Consider the following 5,092-nt stretch of genomic DNA (forward strand, 5'->3'; position numbering starts at 1 on the left):
GCGCAGTCCGCGTCGGCGCAGCGGCTGGGCGAAGCCGGCGCGCTGGTGCGAGTCCCGCGAGCGGCCGAGGCGCTCGGCCGCGTCGAGGTGGTCTGCTTCGACAAGACCGGGACGCTGAGCGAGAACCGCCTTCGGGTGGTCGAGGTGCATCCGGCCGGCGGGCATTCGCGCGACGACGTCTTGCGGTGCGCCGCGCAGGCCGCGCCGGCGGACGACGGCAATCCGCACGTCCACGCCACCGACGAAGCCATCATCAAGGCGGCGGACGCGGCGGCCTCCGGCGCGCGACCCACGCCGGACGCGCATCTGCCGTTCCGGTCCGGCAGGGCATTCTCCGCCTCGGCGACCGGCACGCACGTGACGGTCAAAGGCGCACCGGAAGTGGTCCTGGCGGCGTGCCGGGAGGTGGGCGCGGAGGCGGAGGACGCGGTTGCCGCGCTGACGACCGCAGGTCTTCGGGTGATCGCCGTGGCCCAACGCCGCCTGAGCGCTCAGCAGGCGCGGTCGCTGCGGGAAGACCCCGACGGCCTCACCGAGGTGTGCGGCGCGGGGTTGACGCTGACGGGATTTCTGGGCCTCTCGGATACCCCGCGCGCCCAGGCGCCTCAGTTGCTGGCCGACCTGGCCGACCGGGGCGTGGCCATCCGCCTGATCACCGGCGACCATCCCGTCACCGCCGCCGCCATCGCCCGCGAGCTGGGCGTGCCGGTGAGCGGCGACCAGGTGATCACCGGGGCCGAGTGGAACGCCCTGTCACGCCACGATCAGCTGCGCGCGGTGTCCGAACGGGTGATCTTTGCCCGGATGTCGCCGGAGAACAAGGTGCAGGTGGTCCAGACCCTCGAGCGCGCCGGGCGGGTGTGCGCCATGGTGGGTGACGGCGCCAACGACGCCGCCGCGATCCGGGCGGCGAGCGTGGGGGTCGGTGTGGTCGCACGCGGCAGCGACTCCGCCCACACCACCGCCGACGTGGTGCTGACCGACGGGCGCATCGAGACGCTGGTGGCCGCCGTCGACGAGGGCCGCCGGCTGTGGCGCGGTGTGCAGGCGGCCGTGGCCGGCCTGCTCGGCGGCAACGCCGGCGAGGTGATCTTCTCGGTGATCGGCACGGCGATAACGGGGACCTCGCCGCTGAACACTCGCCAACTGCTGCTGATCAACATGCTCACCGACGCGTTGCCTGCGACCGCGGTCGCGGTCAGCACGCCCGCCGGGCCGGTGCAACGCGTCGGGCGCGGCATCGACGAGCGGGCGCTGCGGCGCACCGTGGCCGCGCGCGGGGCCCTCACCGCGACCGCTGCCACGGCGGCCTGGGCGATGGCGTCGGTCACCGGCCTGCCCCGGCGGGCGTCCACCGTCGCGCTGATCTCACTGGTCGCCGTCGAGCTCGGCCAGACCGTGGTCGACTCGCACGCGCCCCTGGTGCTGCTCACCGCGGCCGGCTCGTTCGCCGCATTCGCCGCGATGATCACCACACCGGGGATCAGCCAACTGCTGGGCTGCACACCGGTCGGCCCGGTGGGCTGGGCGCAGGGGCTCGGCACCTCCGCGGCCGCGGTCCTCGCCGTCGCCGCCACCAATCGCTTGCGCTCGGGCAGCCGGGACCCGGAGTCACCGCTCATGAATGACGACCCGGCGCCCGGCGGGCAGCCACCCGGCTCGCCCGAGGAACCGCCTCGGGACAAGCGGGGCCGCGCGCCGCATACCGCGGCCCTGGCCGGACCCGCGAGGACCGCGCCCGCGCTGAAACTGGTGGACCAGCACCAGCATCGGGCCTCCGGGGAGGCCGTCAGCGATCGTCCATGAGCCGCTCGTCGACGATCGCCAGGGCGCCCCGGCGCACGGCGTCCAGGATCGACTCGCTCAACGCCGAGCACGCCAGGAACACACCGCGGCCGGCGTGCGCGGAGATCTTGCGCGCCTCGGCGAGCTCGGCGCACCGGGCCGTCGCGTCGGCGTTCCACTGCACGCTGGTCTGGTTCCAGGTGCTCTTGCGCGCCAGCACGCGGGCGCCGCAGTCACGGCACGCCACCGGGACCATCGGCATCTCGTCGAGCCGGTTGTCCGTCCGGACGGACGACTCCAGCGTCATCGCGGACCCGCGGCGCCCGCCTGGGCCGCCATGTTGTCCTCGACCTCTTTCATCCACGCCTCGTACGGCCGGGTGGTGTCGAGCTCGAATTCGAAGCGATCCACCATGTCCGGCGCCACGTCGGCGGCGTCGACGTAGAACTGCTGATACCAGCGCCGGAGCTGGTACACCGGGCCGTCCTCCTCGACCAGCAGCGGATTGTCGATGCGCACCTTGTGCCGCCAGATCTGCACGTCCTGTTCGAACCCCAGCTTGATGTAGTCGCCGAGTTTGATCGCGGTCTGCATGGCCTGGTCGGCGGGCATGGCGTCCGACTTCTTCACGATGATGCCGTACTGCAGCACAAAGGAATTCGCGTCGATCGGGTAGTGGCAATTGATCAGAATCGATTGCGCGTCACCGGTCCGGTAGTGGTAGGTGAGGTCGTCGATCATGAAGGACGGGCCGTAGTAGGACGCGACCGACGTGGTGCCCAGCATCTCGGCGCCCACCGTGCCGCCGAGGTCGGGACGGCCCTCGCCGTTCATGTACTGGGTCGCCACGTGGCCTTCGAAGATGTTCTTGAAATACGTGGGCAGCGAGCCGTGGATGTAGAAGAAGTGCGCCATGTCCACGACGTTGTCGATGATTTCGCGGCAGTTGCTGCCCACCACGGTGGTGTACCAGTGCCAGTCGGTCCAGTCGTCGCTGGTCGCACCCTCGATGCGCGGGATCGTGACCCCGGGCGGCGGCGGGTTGCCCTCGGGGTCGTTCCACAGGAACAACATGCCGTCCTGCTGCAGGGTGGTCCAGGCCCGCGTGCGGGCCAGCCGCGGGGTGCGCCTGGCGTAGGGCACCTGCTTGCATCGGCCGTCGCCGCCCCAGCGCCAGTCGTGGAAGGGGCAGGCGATCTCGTTGCCCTTGACCTCGCCCCGCGACAGGTCACCGCCCATGTGCCGGCAGTAGCCGTCGAGCACGTTGATTTCGCCGTCCCCGCTGCGGAACACGACCAGCTTCTGGCCGAAGGCGTTGATGGGGTGGGGTTTGCCGTCACCGAAGTCCCGGATCAGGCCCAGGCAGTGCCAACCGCGGGCAAACCGGGCGGGGGCGGGCTGCGCTTCGATGAGCCGAACCTCGTCGGCCTCCGACTGCGACGTCATAACCCTTGATTTAACGCCTGCGGCCCGCCTTGTGGGGCCACTTGTTCCCGCCTCTTCCTCTGCCACCCCGCCCCGGCATACCGTTCACACCGTGAGCCAGCGCAGCGCGACCATCCCGGCCGGCCTGCCGGTGACCGATACGACGGTCGACCTGCTGGTGGTCGGCTCGGGCACCGGCATGGCCGCCGCGCTGGCCGCGCACGAGGGCGGGCTCTCGGTGCTGATCGTGGAGAAGTCGCCGTACGTCGGTGGCTCGACGGCCCGCTCCGGCGGCGCGCTGTGGCTACCCGCCTGCCCCGTGCTGCGCGACGCCGGCGCCAACGACACCGCCGAACGCGCGGCCGCCTACCTGGACGCGGTGGTCGCCGGGTCGGCGCCCGGGCAACGGTCGGCCGCGTTCCTGGCACATGCGCCCGCGACGGTCGACATGCTGCGCCGCACGACTCCCCTGCGCCTGTTCTGGGCGCGCGACTACTCCGACTACCACCCCGAGGAGCCGGGCGGCAGCGCCGCGGGCCGCACCTGCGAGTCTTATCCGCTGGATACGTCGATCCTCGGCAACCACCGCACCCGGCTGCGGCCGGGCGTGCTGGAGGCCGGCTTCTCGATACCGACGACGGGCGCCGACTACCGGTGGATGAACCTGGTCGCGCGGGTGCCGCGCCGCGGCGTCCCGACGTTCGCCAAGCGGGTGGCCCAAGGACTCGGCGGGCGGCTGCTGGGCCGCCGCTACGCGGCGGGCGGGCAGGCGCTGGCGGCCGGCCTGTTCGCCGGCGTGCTGCGCGCCGGCATCCCGGTGTGGACCGACACCCCGCTGCTACGCCTGACCGGCGACGCCCACCGCGTGACCGGCGCGGTCGTCGGCCATGACGGCCGCGAGGTGACGATCACCGCCCGGCGCGGCGTGGTGCTGGCCACCGGCGGTTTCGACCACAACATGGAGATGCGGCGGAAGTTCCAGACCGAGTCGCTGGAGGCCAACCTCAGCCTGGGCGCCGAGACCAACACCGGCGAGGGGATCCGCGCGGCGCAGGACGTCGGCGCCGGCCTCGGCCTGATGGATCAGGCGTGGTGGTTCCCAGCCATCGCGCCGCTGCCCGGCAGGCCGCCGGGGGTGATGCTGGCCGAACGGTCGCTGCCGGGCTGCCTGATCGTCGACCAGAACGGCCGCCGATTCGCCAACGAGTCCTGCGACTACATGTCGTTCGGTCAGCGGTTGCTGGACCTCGAGCGATCGGGCAGCCCCGTCGAGGCGATGTGGATCGTCTTCGATCAGCAGTACCGCAACAGCTATGTGTTCGGCGCCGAACTGTTTCCGCGCATGCGGATTCCCCGGCCGTGGTACGACGCGGGCATCGCGGTGCGCGCCGAGGGCTTCCCCGAGCTGGCCGCGCGCATCGGCGTTGGTGTCCACGAGTTCGTCGCGACGATGACCCGGTTCAACGAAAGCGCCTCCGCCGGGCAGGATCCCGATTTCGGCCGGGGCCGCAGCGCCTACGACCGGTACTACGGCGATCCCACCGTCACGCCGAACCCCAACCTGCGTCCGCTGCTCAAGGGCCCGTTCTATGCGGTGAAGATGGCCCTCAGCGACCTGGGCACCTGCGGTGGGCTGTCGGCCGACGAACGAGCGCGGGTGCTGCGCGAGGACGGCACCGCGATCCCCGGGCTGTACGCGATCGGCAACGCCGCCGCCAACGCGTTCGGCACGACTTACCCCGGCGCGGGCGCGACGATCGCGCAGGGCTTGGTCTACGGCTACATCGCGGCCCGCGACGCGGCGAGCCCCGGGTAGCCCCGGCCGTGACCGATCACCTGATCGTCACCCCGCGCCTGCGCACCCACGCCAGCGCGGCGACCG

At 72.0% G+C, this 5,092-nt stretch carries 4 protein-coding genes; 2 read left to right on the forward strand and 2 right to left on the reverse strand.

Annotated features, from left to right (window positions below):
• Positions 1 to 1,806 (forward strand): HAD-IC family P-type ATPase (locus A5713_RS23885; RefSeq protein WP_156752007.1); only part of this gene is annotated, 1,806 nt, incomplete at its 5' end.
• Here A5713_RS23885 and A5713_RS23890 read toward each other — a convergent pair.
• Both A5713_RS23890 and A5713_RS23895 read right to left on the reverse strand, forming a co-directional pair.
• Entirely contained in the window at positions 1,790 to 2,092 is a 303-nt protein-coding gene (locus A5713_RS23890; protein ID WP_068098634.1) for a ferredoxin, read from the reverse strand. The two genes, A5713_RS23885 and A5713_RS23890, sit on opposite strands and share 17 nt — an antisense overlap.
• The gene (locus A5713_RS23895; RefSeq protein WP_068098636.1) at positions 2,089 to 3,231 is read right to left on the reverse strand and encodes a Rieske 2Fe-2S domain-containing protein; all 1,143 of its coding nucleotides are present in this window, start codon (positions 3,229 to 3,231) and stop codon (positions 2,089 to 2,091) included. Before A5713_RS23895 ends, A5713_RS23890 begins: the two co-directional genes overlap by 4 nt.
• Before the next feature lie 91 nt (positions 3,232 to 3,322).
• Between A5713_RS23895 and A5713_RS23900 the strand changes: the two genes are divergently transcribed.
• Complete coding sequence (locus A5713_RS23900) at positions 3,323 to 5,026, forward strand: 3-ketosteroid-delta-1-dehydrogenase (RefSeq protein ID WP_082973129.1); 1,704 nt, start codon at positions 3,323 to 3,325, stop codon at positions 5,024 to 5,026.
• Positions 5,027 to 5,092 lie beyond the last annotated feature (66 nt).

Source organism: Mycobacterium sp. E2497 (assembly GCF_001668695.1).
Taxonomy (GTDB): domain Bacteria; phylum Actinomycetota; class Actinomycetes; order Mycobacteriales; family Mycobacteriaceae; genus Mycobacterium.

Excerpts from the sequence above, each read along its gene's own strand:
- A5713_RS23895 (WP_068098636.1), bottom strand. The coding sequence starts at position 3,231 with ATGACGTCGCAGTCGGAGGCCGACGAGGTTCGGCTCATCGAAGCGCAG.
- A5713_RS23890 (WP_068098634.1), bottom strand. The coding sequence starts at position 2,092 with ATGACGCTGGAGTCGTCCGTCCGGACGGACAACCGGCTCGACGAGATG.